Raw genomic sequence first — 25,648 nt, 5'->3', positions numbered from 1 at the left:
TTAAACAGGTACACCCGTAAGGGAAGCTCAGGAAACGAAAAGTCAGGATCACCACATGCCACAATCGCTTAAGCTTAAGACAGCCTCGTTTGTCTACAATCTCGGCTGGAAAGTAGCTTTACCTTTTCTGCACCGCAACGAAAGACTACGTGAAGGTTTCGACCGCAGGACCTTAAATCACAGCCTTCCACCACGGGCCGATGTATGGATTCAAGCTGCCTCAGCAGGAGAAGCAAAGCTTGCAACACGGATTATGGATCAGATTTCACCTGACAGACCGACCAAATTTCTATTAACCACCAGCACATCACAAGGACTTGCAGAGCTGGAGAGGACCGCATACAGATTAACACCCAATCCCCGCAATGTTTCTGCTACAGCAACATATTTTCCTTTTGATATGCCAAGTCTGGCAATTAAGGCATTGAAAGCGGTTAATCCGAAATTAGTGGTACTTTTAGAAACAGAAATATGGCCCGGGTTCCTCATGGCATGCAAAAAACTCGGAATAAAAGTTATTTTCATAAACGCAAGGATGACCACAAAAAGCCTCGCCGGATACATGACATGCCCCTCTTTTTTTAAGAAAATCGGACCCGAAGAAGTCCTTGCTATTTCTCCGGATGATGCAAACAGATTTAAAACATTGTTTGAAATAGACAAAGTCAGTTTAATGCCTAATATTAAATTCGACAGTACAGCCACTGCGGAAGCAATTCCATACACTTCAAATCCTCTTTCCAGTATTTTCAGACCGAAGACACCTTTTATAATATTAGGTTCTGTCCGAAAAGAAGAAGAATCTCAGGTGTTAAATATTGCTGTTGCCCTAAAAGAAGAAAGACCAAAAACAGTAATAGGACTTTTCCCACGCCACATGCACCGCATCGAAGCATGGAAAAAAATGCTTACGGATAAAGGTCTTCCATGGATTCTCCGTTCAGAAGTAACATCAACTGTTCCCTTCGGACATATTGTGCTCTGGGATGTCTTCGGTGAAATGGTCCCGGCCTTTGCACTGGCACGGGCTGCTTTTATCGGAGGAAGTCTTGCTCCTGTCGGAGGACAAAATTTCATGGAACCGCTGGCTTACGGCGTAACTCCTGTAATAGGTCCGTTCTGGTCAAATTTTGCATGGATCGGTAATGAAATCTTTGAAAACAACATTGCCAGACAGGCTGGAGACTGGAAAGGAGTTCTGAAAGAATTGCTGGATATAAGCAAAAGACCTGTTAAGCCTGAAAAAGTTAAAAATGAATTTGAAACATTTCTTAAAGATATGCGTGGCGGAACTAAAATGGCCTGCGAAGCCATAAAACGTAATTTATCCTAAGGTTTTGAATAAATGAGTACAATATCTGGATGTTTCGGAATTATTCCGGCACGTTATGAATCCAGCCGTTTTCCGGGTAAACCCCTTGCAGAAATCTGCGGTAAGCCCATGTTCTGGCATGTCTGGAACCGGGCGAGCAAATGTCCGGAAATGGCACAGGTGGTTTTAGCAACTGACAGCAGTATCATAATGGATGCGGCCGAAAAGCTGGGAGTCCCGGCAGTTATGACTGCAAAGACACACACCAGCGGAACAGACCGGGTACTGGAAGCAGCCAGAAAATTAAATATTCCGAAAGATGCGGTAGTAGTGAATATTCAAGGTGATGAACCTTGCCTCGCTCCGGAAATGCTTTCTGAACTGGTAAGCCCCTTTACCGCTAAAAATGTAAGGGTGACCACCCTTGCCTCACCAATAACAGCAGCTGAAGCTCTTTGCCCGGACAGGGTAAAAGTCGCACTTGCAAAAGATAACAGAGCACTATATTTTTCCCGTTCTCCAATACCCTTCTCACACGACGGGAATGGAGAATACTTGTTACACATCGGCCTATACGGTTTCCGCATGGAAGCCCTTGAAACATTTTCCAGTCTGCCTGCATCTCCGCTTGAACAAAGGGAAAGGCTTGAACAGCTAAGGTTACTGGACAACGGAATATCCATCCATGTCACGGTTACAAGTCACTCCTGCCACGGGGTAGACCGTCCCGAAGATTTGGATACAGCCATAAAGATTCTTGAGAGGGAACAAATATGAAAGCCATTCTGGCACTTGAAGACGGAACATGGTTTGAAGGAACATCCTTCACAGGGCCTGGCGAATCGGGCGGTGAAGCCATCTTCAACACCGGCATGACCGGATATCAGGAAGTTCTCACAGACCCTTCATACACCGGACAGATGGTCTGTATGACCTATCCGCTCATCGGCAACTACGGCATAACAAAAGAAGACAACGAATCTTCCAAAGTACATGTCAGTGCTTTTATTGTTAAAGAATGTTGCAAAAAGCCCTCAAACTGGCGTTCGGTAATATCTTTGCCTGACTACCTGAAAGAAGCCGGAGTTATCGGAATTGAAGGGATTGATACTCGCGCCCTTACACGCCATCTGCGTATTAACGGAGCCATGCGCGGCATCATCTCAACGGAAGAAACGGATCCTGCCAAACTTGTGGAGAAAGCAAAAAATCTTCCTCTGATGGAAGGACGCAATTTAGCGGATCAGGTAACTTCAAACTCATGCTACGCTTGGAAAGATAACAAGCCGGCTCCTGTTGATGTGTCGGCCGGATATAAATGGAGTGGTAAGGGTCCTAAAGTAGTACTTATTGACTACGGTGTTAAATGGAATATTTTACGTTTGCTTGAAGATCAGGGGTTTGAAGTCCTGTCAGTTCCTTCAAGCTACAGCGAAAAACAAATTCGCGACCTCGGTCCGGAAGCAATATTCCTTTCCAACGGCCCCGGTGATCCCGGAGTTCTTGAACACGCAATCAAGACAGTACGCGGACTTTGTAAGGATTTACCTACAGCCGGCATATGTTTAGGCCACCAGCTTCTTGGGCTTGCGCTCGGCGGTAAAACGTTTAAACTGAAATTCGGGCACCATGGCTGTAACCAGCCTGTAATGGATATGGAATCACAAAAAATTGAAATATCTTCTCAAAACCACGGTTTTTGTGTAGATATCTCCGAGTGTCCAGACCTCCAGATGACCCACAAAAACCTTAATGATGAGACATTGGAAGGATTCGCACATAAGACCAAACCTATAATTGCAATCCAATTCCACCCTGAAGCAGCTCCCGGTCCGCGTGACAGTGAGTATTTCTTCGCAAGATTCCGTAATCTTGTAAAAGAAGCTATCGGGAAATAAATCTCTCCTAAAACATTACTTCGGAGAACAATATGTCCGGTGAACTTACTAATGCCAGAAAAAAGCTGGCTGGAGTATCAAGCCTTTTAAAACAAAAAAAGGCCATGCCTGCTGTTCAGGCTGTATACGATGCAGTTGTTATAATGCTTCGTGGTTCGCTTATGAAGTCGGAACGCGAAGAGTTTCAGGAACTGCTCGACAGTACCGTACATATTTTAAACGGTGATAAAAAATTGCGGGAAGATTATCCGCTGATCATCAATTATACGCACGGTGAAGAAAAAGTTCTGATGGAAGTTCTGCGCGAACTCTTAAAAGAGTTGCAGGAAAAAGTCAGTGCCAATGCTCAGGGTATCCTGAAAGCAATGGAAAAACGGAAGAAAGACAGTCTTGAGCAGGGACAAGCGCTAATAGAAAAAGGCGATGTTCCGGAAGCACACTTTATGTTTAACCAGCTTATCCGTGACTTTAAAGATGACACAGAACTTCGTGCCGAAATTGCTGACAAATTCATTAAAGCAGGTCTGTACAAAGAAGCTCTCAGTTATCTTGAAGATGCACTTGCTCACGATCCGAATGCAATATTCCTGTACAACCGTATCGGAATAGTTCTTCGTAAAATGCAGGACTTCGCCACAGCAGAGAAGTATTACTTGAAGGCGTTACAGATAAACGACAAAGATGAATATCTCTTCTTTAACTGTGGACGTCTTTATTACGACTGGAAAAAATGGGATAAGATGGCCGAAGCCGCAAAAAAAGCGATCAAAATCAATCCCAATTTTGCTGAAGCTGAAAAAATGCTTAAATTTGCCAACAAAAAAATCGGCTGATCACTGCATCCAACAGGCTGAGCTTATTTTGATCCACAAGCTGTAACTAACCTGCTAGGATTTTTATAAATAAAATCAAAAAGCTCAAATTTTCATACGTGAAGATTTGAGCTTTTCTTTTGGAAGGACAATGGAAAACTATATTCTTCTTGATCGGGACGGCACTATAATCGCCGACAAACACTATCTAAGCGACCCTGCAGGAGTTGAAATTCTGCCGAATGCGAAAGAAGGGCTTAAACGGATTCAGGATGCAGGATTCGGTCTGATCGTCATTACCAATCAATCCGGAATAGGCCGCGGATATTATTCCACTCATGACATGGAAGCAGTAAATAGCAAAATGGAAGAGCTGTTAGCCCCAAGCGGAATCAAATTCACAGCGATATATCACTGTCCACATACACCGGAACAAAATTGCAACTGCCGCAAACCTGCACCGGAAATGTTTGACAGAGCTATTGAAGAATTTAAATTAGATCCAGCAAATTGCTACGTAATAGGCGACAAGCTGTGTGACATAGAACTTGGCTTAGCCAAAGGGGCCGGCACAATTCTAGTCCGCACAGGCAAAGGGGCTAAAGAAGAACCCAAATGCAAAGGCAAAGCCACATACATTGCTGACGATCTGCTTGATGCGGCTGAATTTATTATAAATAGTTAATTATACTTTAGTATGCCTCCGGCGGGCAAAGGGCTTTGCCCCTTTCATCCCCACCAAAGGGGATAATCCCCTTTGGAATCCTTGATTATTGGCGTTTTAATCGGAAAATGTATTTTAAATAACTATGCGTCCACCATTTTTTCGGCTGTTTCAAGTGCTGCTTTAAAGCTGTCTAATGACGCTTTTCCGGTACCGGTAATGTCATAGCCTGTACCGTGATCCGGTGAAGTTCTCGGAAACGGCAATCCAAGCGTAATATTTACAGCTTCACTGAAATGCAAAAGTTTAAGCGGAGCCAATCCCTGATCATGATACATGGCAAGGACTGCGCTGTATGCGCCCTGCGCTGCAAAATAAAAAATAGTATCGCCGGGGAACGGACCTTCAACATTCAGCCCTTTTGCATTAGCTTCCTTAATTGCAGGTTCAATAATATCAATCTCTTCGTGCCCGATCCGCCCGGATTCACCTGCATGAGGATTAAGACCGCACACGGCAATAGGCTGTTCTAGACCAAGCGACTTCACAAGCTGATCAGTCAGATCGAGACAGCGCAAAATTCTTTCTTTGGTGACCAAAGCCGGAATATCTCTAAACTTAGGATGAGTGCTGACAAGGCTTACTTTAAGTTTCGGTCCGCCAAGATGCATACAAACATTATCACGCCCTACTCCGGACCTTTCTGCCAGAAACTCCGTATGCCCCGGAAAATCGAATCCGGCCAGTTGCAACATAGCTTTGTTCAGCGGGCAAGTCACAAGCCCGAAAACAATTTTATCATTTAACAACTGAACAGCCGTTTCCAAAGCTTCCCCGGCGCCACGCCCCCCTTCAGGTTCCGCAACACCTATATTCAATTTAAAATTTTTAAGTTTCTCAGGACAATAAAGATAATATCCCGCCTTCGCGCCGACAATCTGTTTCGGGTCGTTAATTTCTTCATAAAACAGATCCAGCCCGAGCCGTTCCAAATGATATTCCAAACTGTTTGCAGGGCCTATCATCAAAAACGCACGATCAGGTTTGCGCCCTGCTAATAATCTGCAAACAAGCTCAGGTCCAAGACCATTCGGATCACCAAGAGTTATACATATATTTTTTTTCATATCGTCACCTTTTTTTGACTATAAAAAACCGCTTAACAGGTGTTATCCAATACTATTTCAAAACCGTTAGCAAGAGCATAAAAAAGGGAAGCTTCCTAAACAGAAAGCTTCCCATAATTTAACATCAATAAAAACATATAAATTAACATAACAAGACTCCCCTAACCGAACTCTCCCGAATAAGGATTCCAAAGGGGATTATCCCCTTTGGTGGGGATGCAAGGGGCAAAGCCCCTGCCAGTCGGAGACAAAATTACTCAGGACGCAAAGCTATAGCACCGAGCGGCGGCAGTGTCAGTTCCAGATAATATGGAAAAGATCCGATATCTCCGGCTTTCTTGGCAACAACTTCACCTACATTGCCGACATTGGACCCGCCGTATATTTCTGAATCGGAATTAAATATTTCCTTCCACCTGCCACCTTGCGGACATCCGAGACAATAGCCTGTCCGCACCACCGGTGTGAAGTTAAAAACCCAGAGAATGGGCTTGTCGCCGGAACTCTTGCGTAAAAAGCTTATGGTAGAAGATTTGTAATCGCTGAAATCTACCCACTCAAAACCGGACCAGTCGTTGTCCCGTTTGTACATGGCGGGGTTCTCGCGCATTGTTCTGTTTAAATCAGTCACAGTACTACGCAGCCCCTGATGTGCAGGAAAACCAAGCAATACCCAATCTAATTCTTTGCGGCAATCCCATTCATTCCACTGCCCGAACTCGCAGCCCATGAATAATAATTTCTTGCCCGGATGAGCCCACTGATAACTGAAAAGCAGACGTAAATTAGCCATCTGCTGCCAAGTATCGCCGGGCATTTTCGATAAAAGAGCACCTTTACCGTGCACAACTTCATCATGCGAAATAGGTAGAACAAAGTTCTCACTGAAAGCATAAATCATAGAAAAAGTTAAACTATTATGATGATATGCGCGGTGTATAGGGCTTTTGCTGACATAATCAAGCGTGTCATTCATCCACCCCATATTCCACTTGAAGGTAAATCCAAGCCCGCCGGTATAAACTGGACGTGAAACTCCCGGCCATGAAGTCGATTCTTCAGCAATCATCATTGCGCCGGGAAACTGGTCATGAACAACAGTGTTGAGCTGTTTAAACATTTCAATGGCTTCTACATTCTCGTTGCCGCCATGATCATTTGCAACCCATTCGCCCTCTTTTCTTGAATAATCAAGATAAAGCATGGAAGCCACAGCATCAATGCGAAGCCCATCAATATGAAATTCTTTAAGCCAGTAAAGGGCATTGGTCAGCAGAAAGTTACAAACTTCGTGCCGGCCGAAATTAAAAATATATGTACCCCAGTCAGGATGCTCACCTTTACGCGGGTCTGCATGCTCATAAAGTGCGGTCCCGTCAAAACGTCCAAGCCCCCACTCATCCTTCGGGAAATGACCGGGAACCCAGTCAAGAATAACTCCGATTCCTTCCTGATGACATTTATCAATAAAATATCTTAAATCATCAGGAGTGCCGTGACGCGATGTGGGAGAAAAATAATGACTGGTCTGATACCCCCACGACTCGTCCAAAGGATGCTCGGCAATAGGCATAAGCTCAATATGGGTAAATCCCATATCTTTTGCATAAGGAATAAGTTCTTCCGTCAGCTGACGATAAGTACGATAATCCCAGTTATTTCTGCGCCATGAACCTAAATGCACTTCATAGCAGGACATAGGCTTATTGAGAGGAATACCGGCACTTCGACGGGCTGTCATCCACGCTTCATCCGCCCATTCATGATTTTCAAGCCCCCATGTAACAGCGGCATGACCGGGTCTCATTTCTGACCGGAATGCAAAAGGATCTGTTTTTGTTACTTCACGTCCGTCACTTTGAATTACCTGAAATTTATACATCTGCCCGGGGACAACATCAGGTACAAATCCTGCCCAGATACCGGACACACCGACGGGGAACAGCGGATTGGTTCTGCTGTCCCAACTGTTGAAATCTCCGGCAACATAAATATTACGGGCATTAGGAGCCCACACGGCAAAACGATATCCTTCCTTTTTATCCTGCACATCAAAATGCGCCCCGAGGATACGATAAAGATCCCAGTGCTCACCTTTCCCGAACATAAACAAATCAAAAGGGGCTATGTAGACAGGTAAAGTTTCAGGCATAAAGCATTAATCCTTTGCTTTTTGAGAATTCTGAAGACATTCAGTATAAAATAAACATTCTTTCTGATTGCAAAAACCGCTTTCAGCCCTTGCAAAACAGTCAAAATTACCTTCAACTCTCTGAAGCATTCTAACCGATTCAATAAGGCTTAAACCTTTAATCTCCACGTTAAGCTTTTCAGCTAAATCCGCTATCAATTCCTGTGACATAATATTCCCTAAATTCTCGCGCCGAGTTTGCGATACAATTTAATATACTCATCAGCTGAATGATCCCATGTGAACTCTTTCAGCATTGCCCGTTTAACCATTTTCTTCCACTCTTTTCTGTCGTGCCAGGCAGCAATAGCCGACTCGATTGCCTCGAAAAACAAATCGGAATCAGGCTCGGCAAAAGTAAATCCGGTTGCAGCTTCGTCAGGAAACGGAGTGATAGTATCACGTAATCCGCCCACAGCTGTCGCAACAGGCGGGGTTCCGAACCTCAAAGCATAAATCTGCGTCAGACCGCACGGTTCATACCTTGACGGCATTAAGAAAATATCCGACCCAGCCTGAATAGAATGAGCCAGGTTTTCGGTATATCCGACCCGGACACTCATTTTACCTGCATACGCTTCCATCAGGTCGAGAAGCTGCGCTTCGTAGGCAAGATTCCCTTCACCAAGCACAATAAGACCGATGTCTTTTTTCATAAGCTTCGGAATAATGTCAATCAGCAGGTCAACACCCTTCTGATCCCTGAGGCGGCCTATGAACCCGAAAACAGGTTTATCTGCAAATTGATCTGATATATTAAATTCGCGCAACATGCTCCGCTTACATTTCTGCTTACCGCTGATATCTTCAGCGGTGTATCTGCATGGCAAAAATTTATCTTCGCTCGGGTCCCATACATTATAGTCTGCGCCGTTCAAAATCCCTTCTATTTTATCTTTATGCAGTTTTAAAAAACCTTCAAGGCCACAGCCGAACTCCGGCCCTAAAATTTCTTGTGCATAAGTAGGACTGACGGCAGTGACAGCGTCGCTGTACGCAATACTGGATTTCAGCATATTAAAGTCGCCATAAAACTCTGCTCCTTGCATGGACCATGCTTCGGCCGGAAGTCCTGACTCATGAAAAAGCCTTTCAGAAAATCGCCCCTGAAAGGCAAGATTATGAATAGTTGAGACTGTTTTGGTGTTTTTCCAGAAAGAATCTTTGGCTCGTTCAAAATACAAATACGGAGGAACAAGCGAAGATTGCCAGTCGTGCGAATGGATTACGGCCGGAGGACTGGGCAGCAGTCTCGCCCACTTTAAAACAGCTTTACAAAAGAAGATAAATCTTTCGCAATTATCAAAATAATCTCCGTTATGGGTGTTGTAGTAATGGCGACGATCAAAATACTCTCCCCTTGCTACAAAATAAACAGGCATCCCGTCATAGTCTGTCTGATATATTTCAGCGGTGGTAGACGGCCACGGATATCCTACATGCAGGTCAGAATATACAAGTCTAAGTTTGTGTCCGGCCAGATTCATCCGCCCGTAAAATGGAGTAATCACCGCAGCGTTAACACCTTTATAATGAACGCAAGGAGGCAAAGCTCCCATAACGTCGCCGAGCCCACCTGTCTTAGAAAAAGGATACATTTCCGAAGTTACGTATAAAACGTCATGCACTGGCCAAACTCCCTATTATTTATACCTGTCGAACAGAATTTCCGGCAGAGTTAAGACCCTACCGAGGCCGAAGTTTTTAACGAAAGTATTTTAGCTGAGAAGTCCTGCAAAATATCCCGATGATCAAACACCAAGTCAGGAAGATCGCCCAGTTTAAAAAAGCGGGCACCTCCGGCATCATCACCGGCTTTAAGAATTCGCGTATCACAGGCAACAGAGCTGTAGGTAATGCTTATTGTATGCTGCCTGTCGTCACGGCACGGCATGGAATAAACCCCAACCAGCCCTGTCAGCACAACATCAAGATTTGTCTCTTCTTTTGCTTCACGGACAGCAGCGTGTTCAAGAGTTTCTCCGTAATCAACAAACCCTCCAGGCAAAGCCCACCCAAGCGGAGGATTATTCCTCTTGATCAACACAACCCCCTGACAGGGGTCATAAATAACAATATCTACAGTGGGAACCGGATTGCGATAAATGACAATATCATTGCCGCAATGGGGACATGGTTTAGAGCCAATCATCTAAGTACAACCTTAAATTATATAGTCGACAAATTAGAGTTCTTACAATCGGTAATCCGTTATGATTGTTAACGCATATGTTTTTTTATGACAAGAGAATACGATTTATTTTTGAGAAAGAAAACAAGACAAATGAAATTACGGTATAAATTCTTGAACAGACTTAAAAACCTTTATGCCGCAACGGTTGAGCAGCTCTTTTGCATCTGAAGTCACCGCATCAAACGAAAAAGGCCCCGTCGGTGGTATCCGGCGGGGCCTTTTTCATTTAATCTCAGCAAAAGAATGAAGGTAACTTTAATACAGCAACTCGCGTGCCAAAAAATCAATTTCAGCAAGTACAAATATAACATACTAAAATATATGCATTTTTAACAAAATAAACAAAACTAACTGCATAGCAGAAAGTTAAATTTTTTATACTCATTCTAAAGTTTACAACGTTAGCAGGGGGGCATAGTTCAATTTTTTGAACGGATAAGGAGATATTTCTAAAGAATACAGAATCCGATCACTAACAAATTTATGCTTAATTGATTTTTCAAAATTTAAATAACGTTCCACAACCTCACTCTGAATTATCCCGCAATTAAGTTCTACTTTACTACAAAATCGAAAAAGCCCCGCCGGTGGTATCCGGCGGGGCCTGTTTTCGATTTAATCTCAGCAAAAGAATGAAGGTAACTTTAATATAGCAACTCGCGTGCCAAAAAATAAAAAGAGACTTATTCAAACTTAACATGCTGTAATATAAAAGTTTTATACAAAAAATATACTTCACAGAAATCAGACAAAAAGTTCAACATTTTATACTGAACTATCACATCTCGACTATTCATCCCGATTGAGGTTTAATTTTTTATACTAAAAAAACCTGCCCTTAAACAAAAGGGCAGGCCACAAAAGCACATTATTAAATAATAAAATCAGTTTACACCGATTAGTCTACAACTACGAATCCAGCCTGAGTCAAAGATTCTTTGGAGATTACTCCATCCCTGAGAACCTTCACTCTTCCATCGCTAAGCGGTTCAATCACAGTTGAAGGACTCCCGCCGCGCGGAGCAGGCTTACCGTCAAATACACCCTCGACCAGCTTCACCAACTCTGCATCAAGGTCTTCAATTTTTTCCGCAGCTTTATTACCGCTAATATTTGCACTGGTGGCAATAAGAGGAGTACGAGCCGCAAGGCATATTTTTGCAGCAACAGGATGATCAGTCCATCTCACGGATGTATAGCCGAATGAATCTTTTACTGCGTAAGGCAATTCATCTCTACCTTTAACCAAGATAGAAAGAGGTCCCGGCCAAAAAGCTTTCGCAAGTTTAAGAACCTCAGGAGATGCAAACTTAGTAACAAGTTCGAGTTGATCCATGCTACCTATAATAAGGGGTAACGGCTTAGAAACAGGGCGTCCTTTCACAAGAGCAACACGGTTTGCAGCCCCCTCATCACTTGCATCCGCCCCAATGGCAAACAACGTTTCGGTAGGATATATAAGTACCCCGCCTGATCTTATTATTTTTACAGCATCAACTTCGGTCATCAAAAAATCTCCGCTCAATTTATTGTGAATAGGAAGCGATTATTCATACCAGTTTTAAAACGTATGTCCAACATCTTTTACAATAGGCTGAAATACAGTATCAAGCAGTCATACTGTAAACACGAAACGCAATTATGGAGAAACGGATGTCCCCGCAAAGTATAAATTTTACGAATTCTGATATTGAAAATTTTCTTTTAGAAATAAAAGAAAGTGTTCCCTTATGGGCATTCGGCACAGAGGAAATATCACATCAACGCGGTCTTATTAATACATTTCAGACTTTTTCGGCAAAGAATCCGTCTTTTCTGCTGCCCTGCCATGGTCTTGCCCTGTGGATGTGGTTACAAAATCCACTGGATGTTTTTGCGGCACGTAAACTTTTAGAAGTAAATAAAAGCAATCTTCCTAAGGGACTTGGAAACATTGTAAATTCCATTGCAAACAGGCCTGCACACAATATTCCACTTGAGGATTTAGACACCCTTCTTCATGCAAACGATAAGACGCTTATAATCAAGCATCTATTCCCTCTGTTTCGCGGACCTGATGGAATTACTTGGCTGGCACACTCGTGGGAGACTCTACTTCGTCTCGGAAACTCTGAACTTCCGAAAACAGCCTTAGATATTACCCCGTGGAATGACGAGTTACTACCTGTAAAACAAAGATTATTTGCCCAGTACAGTTTTTTATACTTGCCCCATCAGGAAGCTTTAGACGCTGTTTCCAAACTGGATGATAAAATCTGGGGATTTTGGAAAGAGTTCATGAAATGTGAGTTATTCTTGAAACTCGGCGAACAGGAAAGAGCAGTTGCAACACTATCCGCCCTCTGGAAGGAAAATATCTGGAATCTGAATTGGGGCCAAAAGTTGCACAGCCTTTTAAACCCTGTTCAAACAAAAAATATTTTAAATTCATCTGATGAAGTTTCTATTCTGTTATACTCTTGGAACAACGCAAAATTAATCGAAAATACTCTTAAAAACGTAGCTGATTCAAGAATCGGCAATGCAAAGATATTTGCGCTGAACAACGGCTCAAGCGACAGCACTGGTCAAGTGATTCACGAAGCTGAAAATTTTTTTCCAAAAGGGCAATACCACTCCATTCAGCTTCCGGTAAACGTCGGGGCTCCTGCGGCCCGCAACTGGCTGCTTGCGCAGCCGGAAGTCCGCAAGGGGAAATGGGCTGTATTTTTAGATGACGATGTTGAGCTTCCGCAAAACTGGCTTGAAGAATTGCTTGCCACAGCAAAGCAGTACAAAAATCCCGGAGCCGTGGGATGCCGGATAACATCCACCACCGTCCCGACCAGCATACAGTCAGCGGATTATCATATCTTCCCGCCGGGAGCAGGAACATCACAGATAGAAGGATTAACAGAAAGGATAATGGTTTTCGACAACTGCCGCTCAGCCTTTGATTACGGACAGTTTTCATACACCCGTCCTGCGGTGCATGTGTCTGGATGCTGTCATATGCTTAACCTTGAAGCAATAAATAAAAGCGGACCGTTTGATGTACGTTTTAATCCCACTCAATTCGATGATCTTGAACGGGATTTAAGAGCATACCTCAGCGGCTGCAACCACATATATGCAGGCCAGCTACGTATAGGGCATATACAGCATTCAAGCCTTGCAAAGGCCAGCAATATAAAAGGAATGGCTCAAGTCTTCGGAAACAAAATCAAACTGGAAAGCAAATTCTCCGAGCAAGATATAAACAATATATTTTCAAGCGATTTGCTCTCTATCTGGTCCGATATTGAAAGAAAATGGAAAGAGTTGGCAGAGAGGTTTTAACGGGAAAGCCAGTCCTCTACAATAACATCCATTTCTTCCTGTGAGAAAGACGGAGTGTCATACATTCCTTTGGCATGTCGCTGTGTAAAGCCATGGTAGAGAATGAGACCGGCGGCAACGGATACATTAAAGCTTTGTATCATCCCCTGCATCGGAATATAAACTTCATCAGGGACAAGCTGCGCCAGCTCAGGAGCAGTGCCGCTATGTTCATTGCTGAGAATAACAGCCGAAGGTTTGCTAAGGTCAAAATCCATAAGTGGACGTGCATTTGCTGAAAAACCGGTTCTTAAAACCTGATATCCCTGATTACGAAGAGATCCGACCATTTCGGCAGCATCTGAGTGCATAGTGCGCTCAACCCATTTTTTACCTGATGCAGAAGATTTGTTATCGAAATCCGGCCACTCTGCATCAGTATAATACAAGTGGATTCCGTAGATACCGAAAGCATCACAACTGCGTAAAATGGCGGAAACATTATGTGGATCCCAAACGTTATCTACAATTAGTGTTAGATCTTTCTGCCGTTTTTCCAGCACTTGCCTGATTCTTGCTTCTCTTTGGGGTGTTCTCTTTTTTTCCATGGAGTCTTAGGTACTCAACCTTTAAAAAGTTTGCAAGAAAAGCTTGAAAAGGTAATGTGAACTATAATTGAGTAATATTTATTGACATTATATTGCTTTAAAAAACATGTTGTGAGAATATTGTCAGAGTTATTTCACCAATGGAGGCATGAATGCGTGCTCTTATAGCAGAAGATGAATTTGTGAGCAGAAAGTTTATCTCCACTTTTTTATCCACTATTTTTGAAATAGATATTGCGGTAAACGGAAAAGAGGCTTTTGAGGCATATAAAATTGCCTTTGCCGAAGGAAAACCGTACACACTCATCTGTATGGATATAATGATGCCTGAAATGGATGGGATCACATCTCTTGAAGCAATACGGGCTTTTGAAAAAGAAAACTCCGTTCCAAGTAAAAAGTGTGTAAAAGTTTTCATGACTACGGCACTTAATGATCCTAAAACTGTCATCCGCTCATTTCATGATGTTGAAGCTTCGGCTTTTCTAGTAAAACCTATTTTAAAAGAAAAACTTTTCGAAGAGCTTGAAAAACTGGGCTTACTGAATAAATAAATCTGATTTTACGGAGCTGATAATGAGTGAAGACGATTCTTTAATTGAAGAATTCTTTTCTGAAGTTAATGATAAATACTACCCGCAAGTTCTTGAGGGTATAGACCTTCTTGATGAGCAGCAGATTGAAGAAGGTATTGAAATACTCTCTCGTCCTCTTCACACAATAAAAGGCGTTACGGGATTTATGTCCGGCTTTGAACCGGCCTCAACCTTTACTCATAAAGTTGAAAGTTTTCTGAGAAAAATGCAGTCAGGCGAAATAGGGAGGAGCTTACCGCAGATAGCCCTTGCTATTGAATCTGTGAACTCCATATTTATTCTTATTGAACAACTCAGAAATACCGGTACTTACGATACAGAATTTACAACAGATATCGAAGAAAGACTTTTAGGAGAAGGTAAACCGGCTGCAGTCACTCTCGGCAACGGGTTATCCCCCGTTGAAATAGAATCCATTGATGAGAATAAAATTATTACCATCTCTGTCAACAGACTGTACCTTTACGAACAGCGTGAAGCTGTTAAAAAAAATTTACATGATATACCAACCAACAGCAGAGTCTTATTTGATTTCACTAACACTTTATCTGTAGGTTCATCGCTTTTCGAACTTATTGTATCTTTTTCAGACAGACTTGAAATCAGTATTACCGGGATGAATAACTTATGTTCATCAACATTTCATTCTTGGGGGTTTTCCAGATATATTACTGAATATGACAACCGGGAAACATTTCTTGCAGACAATATTTCTGGAGCAAACGGATAATGAAAGACAGTATTGCAAACTGTATTGAAGATATACAGAAGACAATCATAGATTTAGAGCAAGGGACAGGTGACATAAACAATGTCATGAAATCCCTTGGGCTTGAGCATGTGAAAATGCCTTCTGCGCAGGTTATAGCTCTGCTTGATATGCTTTCAGACGGCATTACCCCCATAACTCAGGACCTAATTACAACTCTGCTTGAAATTACAGAAGCACAAAAAAAATTCTTTTACTGCATTGCCGGGGTACTGGATAAAGGTGCTGCTCCCGTAGATTGCGCTAAAGATGAACCTATTGAAGAATTACCGGAAATAATCCAAAAAGATATTGAGCTGGAAGCTGATTCTTCTAGCATCCCGGTTTCAGCAGAACCAAGCTTAGAAAAAACGGTTGAAATTAAACTAGAAGATGAGACTGATACAGATACGAATGTACCTGCTGACAAAGATCAGCCAGAACAGGCTACAGCCGCGTCTACCTTAAAAACTGAAGACATCTCAAACAAAGTAGCACCTGATTCACCTGCTAAAAAAGATAAATCACAGGCGATATCTTCAATCAGAGTATCTACGCAGCAGCTTGATTCTATTATCGAACTGGTCGGTAAACTTATGGTCACGCACGCCGTTATTGCGCAAACCGGAACAGAGAATATTGCTAAAATTTCTGTCAGCTTAGGCGAACTGGACAAAGTTATCCGCAGTTTGCAGTCCGAAGTGGATGAAATAAGACTTGTCCCGCTGAAACAAATTTTCATGCCCATGCACAGGCTGGTTAAGTCTACTTCGCAAAAGCTTAACAAGCGGATCAAATTTACTATTCTCGGTGAAGATCTGGCCCTTGATAAAACCATTGTCGAATGCCTCAATGAACCGCTTGTTCATTTACTTCGAAATGCACTGGATCACGGCATTGAAGCTCCTGAAGACCGTGAGATGTTCGGTAAAGATAAAGACGGTTCCGTAACACTTAGTGCAAGCAGAAAAGGCGAATTCGCATACATTGAAATTATTGACGACGGAAAAGGTCTGGACGCAGAAGTGCTACTTGCGAAAGCGCTGGAACGCGGCCTTGCCGATCCTGACAAGAATTACACGCAGGAAGAAATTTTTGAATTTATTCTGCAATCAGGATTTTCCACGGCAGAAGCTGTAACAGATATTTCAGGACGAGGCGTAGGGATGGATGCGGTTGTCAGCTCCATCCAGAATACTCTGGACGGCAAAGTTTCAATCAAAAGCGAACTTGGACACGGTTCTACATTTACAATTGCCATTCCGCTCAGTAGATCCATTAATGAAGGCATTGTCGACGCACTTATAACCATAGTCGGAAATGAAACCTTCATATTCCCAAGCAGAGAGGTTCTTGAAGTATATGAACCTGTACTTAAAGAATTCACAACACTGCCGGACGGACGCGAGACCGTATCGATCAGAGGAAAAGTCCATCCTCTTATCCGCATGCATACTGTTTTCGATTTTCCGCAGCCGCCTGAAGGACAGCTTTCAAAGGTAATTTTAGTGAAAATGGGACAGTACAGTGCCGCGATCCTTGTTGACGATGTTCTGCGGCAGCAGAAGGCTGTTGTCACTGGTTTTACTTTACCTGTGAACAGTATTTACCATTTACCGATTCTAGGTTTTGGAATGATGGGTGAAAAAGATGCTTTGGTAGTCGACACAGAAGTACTTATTACAAAACAACTCGGCATTAAAGAAACACAATAAATAATACAGTTATTCCCGAAAATTAAGATCAAATACTAATTTTTCAGACATATTCAAAAGACTTTGCGCTATGACTTTTGTCTGCTATACACTCCTGTTCACACAAGACGCGATAAATACAGACCAACTTCCACAGGATATCATTTCATGAAAAAAGCCATTCTTCTCGCTGCGCACGGATCGAATAACCGCGCCGCAAACTCTGCTCTCGGTAATATACTCAGATTAACTAAAGCTGAATATCCTGATCTCCTTATTAGAACAGCTTTTACATCCAATCATATCCGCAAAATGATGATGAAACAGGGGCAGTACCTTCCATCAGTAGGCGAGACACTCAAATCTATGCACGAAGAAGGAATTACCCATGTGGTAATTCAATCTCTTCACGTTATTCCGGGCATTGAATTTCATCACATTACTCGCATACTTAATACAATTGAAAAAGGTGAAACACCTTTCAAAAAAGCAGTGTTCGGTCAACCTCTGCTTAGTGATGATAAAGATGTAGACGAAGTTTCAGACTTGATCTTATCTCTTCTGCAAGACCGTGATCCGGAAAAAGATGCGCTGATTCTGGTTGCTCACGGGTCAAAACATTCCGGCAACATTTTTTACCACAAATTTAAACTCGTACTTGAAGGCAAAGATAAGCATGCCTTTTTAGGAGCAGTCAGCTCCCCCACTGACATCGTAGAAATATCCGAAAAAATTAAAAAAGCAGGATTGAAAAGAGCCTTTCTTCTTCCCCTTCTTTTCGGTGCAGGAAATCATGTTCAAAAAGATATGGCCGGGGAATCTGACGATTCATGGAAAAATATTGTCTCAGCAAACGGAATAGAATCCGTTCCGGAAATTAAAGGTATAGGTGAGTTCGGAATTTTTGCTGACCGCTGGATGGAAAATCTGCGTGTAGCCATTAAAGAACTGGACGACTAAACTCACTCCCTGCTCAGAGTTCATACGATTCAGACACTGCTCCCGCTCTTGCTAAAGATGTGCCTCGCATATATGTTGTGCGGGAACAAATAACCTTTTCCTGAAAAACTATTGCGATGCAAAATATTCTGACTATCAAAGTTCATGACGGAACCGTCCTTGAACTCACACCCTCAAGTGAGCTTAATCTTGCTCAACTTTTATTTCTAAATGGAGCCTTCACCGGAGTACCTCTCTGTTCAGGAATGGGAAGGTGCGGTCTTTGCAAAGTTCAGTTTGAATCTGACGCTCCGGCTCCGCTCAAAGAAGAACTTAGAACATTTTCCGCCGCAGAAATAGAATCAGGCTGGCGACTATCCTGTCTGCATAAAGCAAGGTCCGCAAACGTTTATCTTCCAGAACCTGAGCGGGTTGTTCCTAAAATATCCGGTAATATTATAGGTAAATTTGCAAGCAACCTGCCGGAAAACATCTGCCTTGCCGTAGACCTCGGAACCACAGGAATGCAATGGGCTTTTACGGTAAGCGGTGAAATCATATTATCAGGACAAGAACTGAATCCGCAAATCGGACTGGGCAGCGAAGTTATGTCCAGACTGGCCTTTGCCCAAAAACCAAAGCAGTGTAAAATTTTATCAGACTTAGTAACAAAGCGGCTTGTATCTATTATTGAGCAGACAGGTCCGGTTAAGGAAATGGTCATTGCCGGAAACCCTTCCATGATGTCGATTCTTGCTCAGGAGAATGTTGAAGGACTTAGCAGTGCACCGTATTCTCTCCCAAGCTGCGGCGGCGAAATTATCAGTCTTGGAAAAAATCTTCCACAAACTTACGTCCCGAATCATCTTGCTCCGTTTGTAGGGGCTGATATAACTGCCGGAATTGTTGCTCTTAATTTTTCAAAAAATGTTCCCGAGTCGCCATATCTTTTCGCGGACCTCGGAACCAACGGAGAATTTGTCCTCTGCCTTTCACCTGATGAATACATTGTTTCATCGGTCCCGATGGGTCCTGCCCTTGAAGGTGTGGGACTGACAAACGGACGAACTGCCGGCCCCGGTGCGATTTCATCTTTCACCCTCACTCCGGCCGGACTTTCTCCCTCATTTATTAGTGAACCGGACAAAACAGCCGTTCCCGGTATTACCGGAACAGGCTATTTGTCTCTCTGCTCCCTTTTACTGAAATCAGGAGTTCTTACACGGGAAGGACAGTTTTCAAGAGGAAACACCCCCCTTGCCGCGCGACTGGCTCGCAATATCACTCAGCACAAAGGTTCTCCGGCCCTTGATCTGGGCTTAAATTCCGAGCTTTTACTGCCGGCTTCTGATATAGAAGAAATATTAAAAGTAAAAGCTGCTTTCAATTTGGCCATGACAGCCCTTTTAGATAAAGCAGACCTGTCACCTTCATCACTGAATTCAGTAATTCTGGGCGGAGCCATGGGGCAGCACGTAAATATTAATGATCTTGTAACGACCGGATTTATCCCTGCTGAAACAGGTCCTATAACCCGCGCCGCAGGCAACACCTCCCTTGCCGGAGCTGTAATTCTCACAAATAATAAAAATGCTCGGGATTTTGCTTCATCTCTCCCCGCCCTTACTTCAGTTCTGGAGTTAGCAGGCGGTCAGGATTTTGGACAAAAATTTCTCGAAAGGATGATATTTCAATATGTCTATTAGAGTCACTTCACTATTTCCTCTTCCTCAAGAAAAGTTGACCAAGAAGCTGGAAAACTACTTAAATATTCTGGATATTGCTTCTCCGCTGCACCCTAAGCATAAGCTCGAACTTCCTTACGCAATTCGGGATCTTTCAAATATGCTTACCGAAGAACGTTCCAACATGCCTAAAGATTATATGAGTGAACCGCGCAGCCTTAACGCGTATCTGCGCTATTTTCTGCCTTGGAACCTTTACCGCATGACTCGCCTTTTTCAGGGACTGGAAATTAATATTCCTGACGACGGCGTTGTTATCGATCTAGGCGCAGGACCTTTGACCGTAGCGCAGGCACTCTGGATTGCCAGACCGGATCTTCGTGAAAAGAAAATCACATTTGTAAACGTAGACCGCACACCTAAACCGATGCGCGAAGGTGTCAAACTTTTCGAAGCTTTAGCCGGTAACAGTAAATGGCGGCATATTAACGTAAAAGGCGGCCCTTCTTCTAAAATCCGCGAAAAAGCCGATCTTCTTGTTACCGCAAACATGGTCAACGAAGCCTCTTCCGGTACTCGTACACCACTTCCCGTATGGGCTTCAAAATTCTGTCAGCAACTCAGCAGAATGCTTGCTCCGAACGGCAAAATACTTATTATCGAACCGGGAATACGCCGTTCCGGACGCGTTCTTTCAGTTATGCGCAACGAGTTCATTGAACACGGCTGTTCAATTCTTGCTCCATGCCCGCATCATGAAGAGTGTCCTCTCAGCGGTGATCAAGGTAAATCATGGTGCCATTTCAACTTTGACTCCGACCATGCGCCCATGTGGTTACAGAAACTTTCCACCCGCTGTCGTTTGGAAAAAACCAACGTCAGTATGAGTTTTCTCTATATAGCTCAGCCCGGAACTGCGGTGACGGAACCGAGAGAAGGCGAAATGCTCATCCGCACCATTTCCGATTCTTTCAGAATTGATGATGGCGGATTCGGTCAGTATGCATGTGCGGCGCAAGGGTTAATCCTGCTTCTCGCAAAAGGCGGAGCACGTTCTATTTTCCCCGGTGGACTTATCGGAATGCCGCAGCCTGAAGAAATGGCGGATGATGTGAAATCCGGCGCAAAAATTGTTGAGCTGCCGACACGCCTAGTTCATAAAGATAAAGATCAGGATAAAGATTAAGAAAGCCTCCGGCGGCTTAAACCCTTTTGAAAAAGGGTTTAAGAATCCCAAAACTTTTTAATGGGTTATTATTATAAACCGACAGAATTTTGGAAAAGTCGGAGAAGATTATTAATTCGGTAATTTTATAAGATTTTCTCCCCTTATATTTAAGGATAATTTTGATGGATTTTATTGATCTTGGAATTATTCCGCATGCCGAGGCTGAAAAGGTTCAACTTGAAAGATTAAATCTGGTTATGCAATATGCTGCGCCTGACACTTTATATCTGTTGGAGCATCCTCCCGTAGTAACTCTCGGCAGACAGGGCGGACTGGATAATCTGCTTATAAGTGAAGAAGCCTTACGTAAAATGGGTGCACAGATAGTGCGCACCGCGCGAGGCGGGAATATAACCTGCCACTACCCCGGGCAGCTTGTTGTCTACCCCGTTATGCGCATTGAAAAACGGACCGGAGGCATTAAGAAGTTCTTTCATGACATGGAAGAAACTGCTATCCGTACAGCGGCCCGTTTTAATGTAATAGCTGCACGAAGTGAAGGCAAACCCGGTGTATGGGTCGGAGAAGGCAAACTCTGCTCAATCGGCATCGGCGTAAAAAAATGGATAACCTACCACGGACTTTCATTTAATATTTCGCGTGATATGACACTTTTCAACGCCATCACCCTTTGCGGATTACATGGCGCGCACCCTACATCTCTTTCAGTCGAAGCTGGCAGGGATATTGACATCAAGGATGTTAAAAATGTCTTCAAAGAAGAGTTCAGAAGAATATTTACGGATTCCACCGTGGCTTAGAGTTAAGCTTCCATCCGGAAGAACTTTCAATGATACAGCAAGCTTACTTGCGGACTTAAATCTGAACACAGTCTGCCAGAACGCAAAATGCCCCAACACATGGGACTGCTTTTCGCGCAAAGTCGCCACTTTTCTTATTATGGGATTCGTCTGCACCCGCAACTGTGCATTCTGCAACATCACCTCCGGTGATATAGATCCGCTCGATATAGACGAACCGCGCCGCGTATCCGAAGCGGTCTCGCGTCTGAAGCTCAAATATACGGTCATAACCTCTGTCACCAGAGACGATCTGCCGGACGGCGGAGCCGCACATTACGCGGAAACCATCACCCGCATCCGCACAGATCACCCGGACTGCGCTGTCGAAGTGCTCATTCCTGATTTTCAAGGTAATTTAGAAGCACTCAAAACCGTGATTGCAGCAAAACCGAACGTTATTAATCACAACGTTGAGACTTCACCGGATCTTTACTCAGAAATCAGACCGCAAGCTGATTATAAGCAAAGCTTGGAATTACTACGCAGAGTAAAAGATTTAAGCGGTGGCATCCCTGCCAAATCCGGATTGATGGTGGGACTTGGTGAAACTGATGAGCAAGTCTACAAGGTCATTGATGATCTGGCAGAAATCGACTGCGACATCGTAACTATCGGGCAATACATGCGTCCCTCAACAGAACATCCGGCCGTAAAGAGATACGTTGAGCCACACGTTTTCGATGAATACGCCAAGTACGGAAAATCGCGGGGCATAAAACATATGTTCTGTGCACCATTGGTTCGTAGCAGCTACAACGCTGCGGAATCCTTTGATAAGTTGTAAACGATGAATTTACAATACGTCTCTACTTTATCAATTAATATTGACAAAAGAAGATACAAAGACATACGCAACAATAGAAGGTTGAAGTATTCAACAGCTTATTAATCGTTTGAATACACCATGAATATACGACTTGCCGCATGCCCTCAAAAATCACCTCAAAAAAAAGGAGAAGGAAGTGCCAAAGTTTGTTATTGAACGTGAAATCCCCAACGCCGGAGCCCTTAAACCCGAAGAGTTGAAAGGAATTTCACAAACATCATGCGGAGTTTTGAAAGAACTTGGACCGCAAGTTCAATGGGTTCAAAGCTACGTAACAGATGATAAAATCTATTGTGTATACATTGCACCGGATGAAGCTTCTGTTCGCAAACACGCCGAAATGGGCGGATTCCCTGCGAATAAAGTATCTGAAGTAAAATCTATTATAGACCCGACTACCGCTGAATAAATTGAATAAAAAAGGTTAGCTAAAATTTTAGCTAACCTTTTTTATGAAAATCAAAAAATTATTCTATTTGCAAAATATCACACAGTCTCATTCATCCAAACTGTAGCCATCCTGACTTTTAATAAATTCACCGTCAATACAGCTTGAAAGGACCTTTTCAATTTTATTACTGTCCTTACCTGCTCCGGTAAGGAGAGTGCTCTTTATAAACTCTTTTAAAGAAATTTTATCATTACCTTCGCCTAGGTTGAAAACAGAATCAGATGCATAAAGACCGGAAACAGTATCATTGCCAGCCCCCATATTCACAAAACTGTCCACAAAGCGATCAGAATACACATAATCATCGCCTTTCCCCATGTACAAAGTTGTGCGGGTATCACTGGCAACAACCCTGTCGTTACCGTCTCCGGCATAAACCCGCACCCCCCAAAGCCATCCGGTCTTCACACTATCGTCTCCGGACCCAAGGTACATTGCGGATTTATCCGATGAAAAACTGAGTATTCCAAATTCGGCACTCACCCTATCATTACCAGATCCGGTTCGGATGGAGCTATTGTTATACATAAAGATGTTGTCACCTGAATGAATCTCATCATCACCAGCACCTGTGTCTATTGTGCCGTTATTAGACAAATTGATGGAGAAACCAGCATTTATACTATCATGATCTGCCCCAGTGGAAATTGAACCTCCTTCCCTCACTCCAATAGAGAAACCAGCATCTATACTATCATCACCGCTTCCTGTGGAAAGTGTTCCGTTGCGGACGCCAACAGAATGACCGGATTTTAAACTATCATCACCTGCACCTGTAGAGATTGAACCGACTTCACTCACTCCAATAGAGAAACCAGCATCTATACTATCATCACCGCTTCCAGTGGAAAGTGTTCCGTTGCGGACGCCAACAGAATGACCGGATTTTAAACTATCATCACCGCTTCCTGTAGAGATTGTACCACGGCTAGAGGATCCAATATGTTGACCGGAGATTAAAACATCATCACCTGACCCAGTAACAATTGATCCCCCCGTATTTGCACTAATCACTTTTCCAGCTTCTATACTATCATCTCCTGCACCAGTAATAATATCACCATCATGTGCTACTACAGTCATTGCGGACTTAATCACATCATTTCCATCTCCAGTATTGATACTACTTTTATTTGAAGCAGTAACAGTTACTCCTGAGTAAATTATGTCATCTCCAGCACCTGTTGTAATTTTACTACCATTCGTTGCATAAACTCCGTTTTCTCCGTTTATAACATCATCACCTGCACCTGTACTTAGAGTCCCATTATTCAAATATATATTATGCGATGCGCTAATCTTATCATTTCCACTTCCAGTCTTTATAGAACTGCCATCCATAACACGAATATCCTTGGCGATAATCGTATCGTCGCCAGCTCCTGTATCGAGGATGTAGGCCCCTTTACGATAATCAATACGATCTGCATTGATAGAGTCATTGCCATCGCCGGTATTAACATTGGCGCGAATATCTTTTGCACTAACAGTATCATCGCCGTCACCTGTATCAATGGTGCCACGCAATGTTCCATCAGTCTGAACAATATCATTCCCTGCGCCGGTACGAACTGTTACATCCGTATCTTTGCCTAAAACAACCGTGTCATCCCCATCTCCAGAATCTATAACGGCACTGCTTCCGGCATCAAAAATAGTATCATTACCGGCTCCGCCGTTTATCTCGGTAGCCTCGGCTCCTGCAATAATGATATCGTCGCCATCTGTTTCCATACCCTTGGCATACTTAGCGACATTTAATTTTCCGTCAGCTCCTTCAGAGAAAAACATGCTGCTACTGACAAAATACCGCTGCTCTTCTTCACCTTCCATCCCGGTAACACGAGCCATGTAGCCCAACTCTTTAGTATATGCTTTTTGACCTTCAAGCTTAGGCTCAATTGTCTGACTTACCCGCTCAAAGCTAACTGTTCTACCCATTTTAGTGGTAGCAGTGCCGAGCACTTCGTAAGTAGCGTTTTTGGGAATAGCGACACGCACCGGCTCAACAGCGACAACCCCTTCGGTATCCTTTGCTGCTTCACTCATAGCAGACTGCGTATTAGCCAATGACCGAGCCTCTTCAGAAAAATTAAGATTAATTCCATTTGAGGAATCACCGGAAGCTTCATTTTCTACGGGCTCTATATTCTTTGATTTTTGTGCCTGCTCTGCAGCTAACTGCTTTGCAGTCAAAGACTGATCAACTCCCATTTGCTCTGTAACAGCCTGTCCATCTACGCCAATTGCATTAGTCATGTCAGATCTCCTAAACCATACTGACTTGTGGTAGAAAAAGAGAGAATCCTCCGAACGGGGTAAATAAAGCTCTTAAAGCGAATGAGTTATAAAATTCTAACCGTTTAAAATGATACTTTCACTAAACTCACAGTTATTATATCGACAATACTTAATATTTCTTAAGATTAAATTAGCTTAATTTCCTAATATTTTTGGATATTATATAAGCGGATAGCAAACAAGATTTTCCATAGAATTAGAAAATAGGAAAATAGCACGATGTATTAAACAAAAAGAACCCCGCTATAGCTTAATGCCGAGCGGGGTTCTTTTG

General features: G+C 43.1%; 23 protein-coding genes. 15 read left to right on the top strand and 8 right to left on the bottom strand.

What is annotated here, in order from left to right:
- The first annotated feature begins 55 nt into the window (after positions 1-55).
- The 5 genes from B9N78_RS10650 to B9N78_RS10630 all read left to right on the top strand — a co-directional run bounded on the left by B9N78_RS10650 (position 56) and on the right by B9N78_RS10630 (position 4,707).
- Positions 56-1,333 (top strand): 3-deoxy-D-manno-octulosonic acid transferase, encoded by a 1,278-nt coding sequence (locus B9N78_RS10650; RefSeq protein ID WP_085102041.1) that lies wholly within the window; start codon positions 56-58, stop codon positions 1,331-1,333.
- A 12-nt stretch (positions 1,334-1,345) separates the two neighbouring features.
- Complete coding sequence (gene kdsB, locus B9N78_RS10645; protein WP_085102039.1) at positions 1,346-2,089, top strand: 3-deoxy-manno-octulosonate cytidylyltransferase; 744 nt, start codon at positions 1,346-1,348, stop codon at positions 2,087-2,089.
- Positions 2,086-3,210 carry a glutamine-hydrolyzing carbamoyl-phosphate synthase small subunit gene (gene carA, locus B9N78_RS10640; protein ID WP_085102037.1) on the top strand — a complete coding sequence of 375 codons (1,125 nt, stop codon included), beginning with the start codon at positions 2,086-2,088 and terminating at the stop codon, positions 3,208-3,210. Before kdsB ends, carA begins: the two co-directional genes overlap by 4 nt.
- Before the next feature lie 32 nt (positions 3,211-3,242).
- Entirely contained in the window at positions 3,243-4,043 is an 801-nt protein-coding gene (locus tag B9N78_RS10635) for a tetratricopeptide repeat protein (protein WP_085102035.1), read from the top strand.
- Positions 4,044-4,173: 130 nt separating this feature from the next.
- Positions 4,174-4,707 (top strand): D-glycero-alpha-D-manno-heptose-1,7-bisphosphate 7-phosphatase, encoded by a 534-nt coding sequence (locus B9N78_RS10630; protein ID WP_085102033.1) that lies wholly within the window; start codon positions 4,174-4,176, stop codon positions 4,705-4,707.
- 122 nt (positions 4,708-4,829) lie between these two features.
- On the opposite strand, the gene pdxA is transcribed toward B9N78_RS10630, so the two are convergent.
- The 6 genes from pdxA to B9N78_RS10600 all read right to left on the bottom strand — a co-directional run bounded on the left by pdxA (position 4,830) and on the right by B9N78_RS10600 (position 11,705).
- Complete coding sequence (gene pdxA, locus B9N78_RS10625) at positions 4,830-5,813, bottom strand: 4-hydroxythreonine-4-phosphate dehydrogenase PdxA (RefSeq protein WP_085102031.1); 984 nt, start codon at positions 5,811-5,813, stop codon at positions 4,830-4,832.
- 253 nt (positions 5,814-6,066) lie between these two features.
- Entirely contained in the window at positions 6,067-7,965 is a 1,899-nt protein-coding gene (gene glgB, locus B9N78_RS10620; RefSeq protein ID WP_085102029.1) for a 1,4-alpha-glucan branching protein GlgB, read from the bottom strand.
- A gap of 6 nt (positions 7,966-7,971) precedes the next feature.
- The gene (locus tag B9N78_RS10615) at positions 7,972-8,175 is read right to left on the bottom strand and encodes a hypothetical protein (protein WP_085102027.1); all 204 of its coding nucleotides are present in this window, start codon (positions 8,173-8,175) and stop codon (positions 7,972-7,974) included.
- Between the two features lie 8 nt (positions 8,176-8,183).
- The gene (glgA, locus tag B9N78_RS10610; protein WP_085102025.1) at positions 8,184-9,632 is read right to left on the bottom strand and encodes a glycogen synthase GlgA; all 1,449 of its coding nucleotides are present in this window, start codon (positions 9,630-9,632) and stop codon (positions 8,184-8,186) included.
- A gap of 50 nt (positions 9,633-9,682) precedes the next feature.
- Positions 9,683-10,156, bottom strand: coding sequence for an NUDIX domain-containing protein (locus B9N78_RS10605; protein ID WP_085102023.1), 474 nt, complete (start codon positions 10,154-10,156; stop codon positions 9,683-9,685).
- 940 nt (positions 10,157-11,096) lie between these two features.
- On the bottom strand, positions 11,097-11,705 hold the full coding sequence (locus B9N78_RS10600) for an L-threonylcarbamoyladenylate synthase (RefSeq protein ID WP_085102021.1): 609 nt from the start codon (positions 11,703-11,705) through the stop codon (positions 11,097-11,099).
- Between the two features lie 146 nt (positions 11,706-11,851).
- Between B9N78_RS10600 and B9N78_RS10595 the strand changes: the two genes are divergently transcribed.
- Positions 11,852-13,516, top strand: a complete 1,665-nt coding sequence (locus B9N78_RS10595; protein ID WP_085102019.1) for a glycosyltransferase family 2 protein — start codon at positions 11,852-11,854, stop codon at positions 13,514-13,516.
- On the opposite strand, the gene B9N78_RS10590 is transcribed toward B9N78_RS10595, so the two are convergent.
- Positions 13,513-14,103 carry a TrmH family RNA methyltransferase gene (locus B9N78_RS10590; RefSeq protein WP_085102017.1) on the bottom strand — a complete coding sequence of 197 codons (591 nt, stop codon included), beginning with the start codon at positions 14,101-14,103 and terminating at the stop codon, positions 13,513-13,515. The genes B9N78_RS10595 and B9N78_RS10590 overlap by 4 nt on opposite strands.
- A gap of 152 nt (positions 14,104-14,255) precedes the next feature.
- Between B9N78_RS10590 and B9N78_RS10585 the strand changes: the two genes are divergently transcribed.
- From B9N78_RS10585 to B9N78_RS10545, 9 genes are all read left to right on the top strand, one after another.
- On the top strand, positions 14,256-14,657 hold the full coding sequence (locus tag B9N78_RS10585; protein WP_085102016.1) for a response regulator: 402 nt from the start codon (positions 14,256-14,258) through the stop codon (positions 14,655-14,657).
- Between the two features lie 22 nt (positions 14,658-14,679).
- Complete coding sequence (locus B9N78_RS10580; protein WP_085102014.1) at positions 14,680-15,429, top strand: histidine kinase; 750 nt, start codon at positions 14,680-14,682, stop codon at positions 15,427-15,429.
- Positions 15,429-17,162: a chemotaxis protein CheA gene (locus B9N78_RS10575; RefSeq protein ID WP_085102012.1), complete on the top strand. Its 1,734-nt coding sequence runs from the start codon at positions 15,429-15,431 to the stop codon at positions 17,160-17,162. Before B9N78_RS10580 ends, B9N78_RS10575 begins: the two co-directional genes overlap by 1 nt.
- Before the next feature lie 147 nt (positions 17,163-17,309).
- On the top strand, positions 17,310-18,101 hold the full coding sequence (locus tag B9N78_RS10570) for a sirohydrochlorin cobaltochelatase (protein WP_085102010.1): 792 nt from the start codon (positions 17,310-17,312) through the stop codon (positions 18,099-18,101).
- Between the two features lie 116 nt (positions 18,102-18,217).
- Positions 18,218-19,786, top strand: coding sequence for an ASKHA domain-containing protein (locus B9N78_RS10565; RefSeq protein ID WP_085102008.1), 1,569 nt, complete (start codon positions 18,218-18,220; stop codon positions 19,784-19,786).
- A complete protein-coding gene (locus B9N78_RS10560) occupies positions 19,776-20,951 on the top strand; it encodes a small ribosomal subunit Rsm22 family protein (RefSeq protein ID WP_085102006.1) in 1,176 nt (391 codons plus the stop codon). Before B9N78_RS10565 ends, B9N78_RS10560 begins: the two co-directional genes overlap by 11 nt.
- Before the next feature lie 164 nt (positions 20,952-21,115).
- Positions 21,116-21,754, top strand: a complete 639-nt coding sequence (gene lipB / locus B9N78_RS10555; RefSeq protein WP_085102004.1) for a lipoyl(octanoyl) transferase LipB — start codon at positions 21,116-21,118, stop codon at positions 21,752-21,754.
- A complete protein-coding gene (lipA, locus tag B9N78_RS10550; RefSeq protein ID WP_085102002.1) occupies positions 21,702-22,580 on the top strand; it encodes a lipoyl synthase in 879 nt (292 codons plus the stop codon). The genes lipB and lipA overlap by 53 nt, the downstream gene beginning before the upstream one ends.
- A 178-nt stretch (positions 22,581-22,758) precedes the next feature.
- Positions 22,759-23,031 carry a DUF4242 domain-containing protein gene (locus B9N78_RS10545; protein WP_085102000.1) on the top strand — a complete coding sequence of 91 codons (273 nt, stop codon included), beginning with the start codon at positions 22,759-22,761 and terminating at the stop codon, positions 23,029-23,031.
- Between the two features lie 87 nt (positions 23,032-23,118).
- Here the strand turns inward: B9N78_RS10545 and B9N78_RS10540 are convergent, their stop codons facing one another.
- Positions 23,119-25,332, bottom strand: a complete 2,214-nt coding sequence (locus tag B9N78_RS10540) for a beta strand repeat-containing protein (protein ID WP_085101998.1) — start codon at positions 25,330-25,332, stop codon at positions 23,119-23,121.
- Between the last annotated feature and the right edge of the window lie 316 nt (positions 25,333-25,648).

The organism is Desulfovibrio gilichinskyi, assembly GCF_900177375.1.
GTDB lineage: Bacteria > Desulfobacterota > Desulfovibrionia > Desulfovibrionales > Desulfovibrionaceae > Maridesulfovibrio > Maridesulfovibrio gilichinskyi.
Note: the sequence above shows the minus strand (reverse complement) of the source record. Positions and strands in the feature narration are given on the sequence as shown.

Excerpts from the sequence above, each read along its gene's own strand:
- B9N78_RS10650 (WP_085102041.1), top strand. The coding sequence starts at position 56 with ATGCCACAATCGCTTAAGCTTAAGACAGCCTCGTTTGTCTACAATCTC.
- B9N78_RS10585 (WP_085102016.1), top strand. The coding sequence starts at position 14,256 with ATGCGTGCTCTTATAGCAGAAGATGAATTTGTGAGCAGAAAGTTTATC.
- kdsB (WP_085102039.1), top strand. The coding sequence starts at position 1,346 with ATGAGTACAATATCTGGATGTTTCGGAATTATTCCGGCACGTTATGAA.
- lipB (WP_085102004.1), top strand. The coding sequence starts at position 21,116 with ATGGATTTTATTGATCTTGGAATTATTCCGCATGCCGAGGCTGAAAAG.
- B9N78_RS10565 (WP_085102008.1), top strand. The coding sequence starts at position 18,218 with ATGCAAAATATTCTGACTATCAAAGTTCATGACGGAACCGTCCTTGAA.
- B9N78_RS10560 (WP_085102006.1), top strand. The coding sequence starts at position 19,776 with ATGTCTATTAGAGTCACTTCACTATTTCCTCTTCCTCAAGAAAAGTTG.
- B9N78_RS10615 (WP_085102027.1), bottom strand. The coding sequence starts at position 8,175 with ATGTCACAGGAATTGATAGCGGATTTAGCTGAAAAGCTTAACGTGGAG.
- B9N78_RS10570 (WP_085102010.1), top strand. The coding sequence starts at position 17,310 with ATGAAAAAAGCCATTCTTCTCGCTGCGCACGGATCGAATAACCGCGCC.
- B9N78_RS10600 (WP_085102021.1), bottom strand. The coding sequence starts at position 11,705 with ATGACCGAAGTTGATGCTGTAAAAATAATAAGATCAGGCGGGGTACTT.
- B9N78_RS10580 (WP_085102014.1), top strand. The coding sequence starts at position 14,680 with ATGAGTGAAGACGATTCTTTAATTGAAGAATTCTTTTCTGAAGTTAAT.
- pdxA (WP_085102031.1), bottom strand. The coding sequence starts at position 5,813 with ATGAAAAAAAATATATGTATAACTCTTGGTGATCCGAATGGTCTTGGA.
- B9N78_RS10540 (WP_085101998.1), bottom strand. The coding sequence starts at position 25,332 with ATGACTAATGCAATTGGCGTAGATGGACAGGCTGTTACAGAGCAAATG.
- lipA (WP_085102002.1), top strand. The coding sequence starts at position 21,702 with ATGTCTTCAAAGAAGAGTTCAGAAGAATATTTACGGATTCCACCGTGG.
- B9N78_RS10605 (WP_085102023.1), bottom strand. The coding sequence starts at position 10,156 with ATGATTGGCTCTAAACCATGTCCCCATTGCGGCAATGATATTGTCATT.
- B9N78_RS10590 (WP_085102017.1), bottom strand. The coding sequence starts at position 14,103 with ATGGAAAAAAAGAGAACACCCCAAAGAGAAGCAAGAATCAGGCAAGTG.
- glgB (WP_085102029.1), bottom strand. The coding sequence starts at position 7,965 with ATGCCTGAAACTTTACCTGTCTACATAGCCCCTTTTGATTTGTTTATG.
- carA (WP_085102037.1), top strand. The coding sequence starts at position 2,086 with ATGAAAGCCATTCTGGCACTTGAAGACGGAACATGGTTTGAAGGAACA.
- B9N78_RS10575 (WP_085102012.1), top strand. The coding sequence starts at position 15,429 with ATGAAAGACAGTATTGCAAACTGTATTGAAGATATACAGAAGACAATC.
- B9N78_RS10595 (WP_085102019.1), top strand. The coding sequence starts at position 11,852 with ATGTCCCCGCAAAGTATAAATTTTACGAATTCTGATATTGAAAATTTT.
- B9N78_RS10635 (WP_085102035.1), top strand. The coding sequence starts at position 3,243 with ATGTCCGGTGAACTTACTAATGCCAGAAAAAAGCTGGCTGGAGTATCA.
- B9N78_RS10630 (WP_085102033.1), top strand. The coding sequence starts at position 4,174 with ATGGAAAACTATATTCTTCTTGATCGGGACGGCACTATAATCGCCGAC.